Annotated in this window: 1 protein-coding gene; it reads right to left on the reverse strand. The window is 77.3% G+C overall.

Features of this window, described 5'->3' with window-relative positions:
* Positions 1 to 1,232, reverse strand: a 1,232-nt coding sequence (locus tag ND748_RS31910) for a glycosyltransferase (RefSeq protein ID WP_251749997.1), incomplete at its 3' end; no start/stop codon positions are given.
* Positions 1,233 to 1,462: the final 230 nt, after the last annotated feature.

Below are 1,462 nucleotides of genomic sequence, written 5' to 3' on the forward strand. Positions count from 1 at the left end.
GTGTTCGCCTGGGCCGCTTGGGTGGATTGCGCTGCTGGGGCTCGTGCGGGTCGGGCCCCTCGGGTCGGTGGGGCCCCTCGGGTCGGTGGGGCCGGGCTTGCCTGCGGCGGCTCGGTGTGGCAGGTGAGGAAGCCGGTGACCGTGGCCGACCAGGTGAACTGCTCGGCCCGGGCCCGCGCCGCGGCGCGTCGCTCCGCCTGCCCGGCCGGCGGCGCCGACAGCAGGTCGACGACCGCGTCGGCGAACGTGAACCCGCTGCCGGCGGCGATAGCTCCGACCCCGGGCACCACCAGCTCGGCCAGCGCGCTGGCATGGTTGACCACCACCGGCGTGCCGCTGGCGAGGGCCTCCAGGGCGGCCAGCCCGAACGTCTCCACCGGGCCCGGGGCGAGCGCGAGGTCGGCGCTGGCGAGCAGGCCGGCGAGCCGTTCGCGGTCGGCGACGAAGCCGAGGAAGGACACGGGCAGCCCGGCGGCCCGCCGTTCCAACCGGCCGCGGTGCGCGCCATCGCCGGCGATCACCAGGCGGACCGGAACCCGCCGGCGGACGAGCTCGGCGACGGCGTCGACGGCGATGTCCACCCGCTTCTCCGCTGCCAGCCGGCTGGCCACGACCAGCAGCGCCTCCCGGTCTCGGGCGAACGCCCGGCGCAGCGTGCGGTCGCGATGGTCGGAGTGGAACCGGTCGAGTTCGACGCCGAGCGGGACGTGGCACAGATTCGGCGTGCCGAGCCGGACGAACTCGGCCGCGGCCCAGGCCGTCGTCGTGACGACGGTGTCGAACCCGGCGGCGAGCGAGGCGTTCGCCCGGTCCGCCGCCGCCGTCACCGGCAGCACGCCCCGCAGCGCCGGCGGCGTCCAGGTGCCGAGCAGCCGGTCGAGCCGTTCGTGGCTGACGACCACAGACGGCACGCCGCGTCGGCGCGCCCACCCGCCCAGCGGACGCAGGGTCGCCCGGTCGTGGACCTCCAGCCGGTCGGGCTGCACCCGGTCGAGCAGGGCCGCCACCCGCCACGGCTGGGTGATGACCCGGTAGCCGGTGCCGGGCAGGCGGGGGGCCCGGACCCGCAGCACCAGCGCATCGGGGCGCTCCTCGACTTCGTCGGTCTCCCCGGGCACGATCTGGACGACCTCGTGACCGGCCGCCGTGTAGCCCGCGGCGAGGTGGCGCAGCGTCGTCCGGATGCCGCCGGAGGCCGGCGCGACGAAGTTCGCCGTCTGCACGATCTTCAAGGTGACCGCCTGTCGTCTCGTCGGGCGGCGTCCCGGCCGCCCGCCCCCGTTGCCGGCGGCCATCCGGCCGCCTCTGTCGCCGGCGGCCAGGTGGCCGCTTCCGTTGCCGACGGCCACCGGCCCGCTTCTGTCGCTGACGGACACCGGGCCGTTTCTGTCGCCGGCGGCCACGCGGCCGCACCCGATCCCCGCCGGGCGTGGCCGCCGGACCCTGCCCGCAGGTGCCGGGC

Origin of the sequence: Frankia sp. AiPs1 (assembly GCF_023716945.1) — a bacterium.
Taxonomy (GTDB): Bacteria; Actinomycetota; Actinomycetes; order Frankiales; family Frankiaceae; genus Frankia.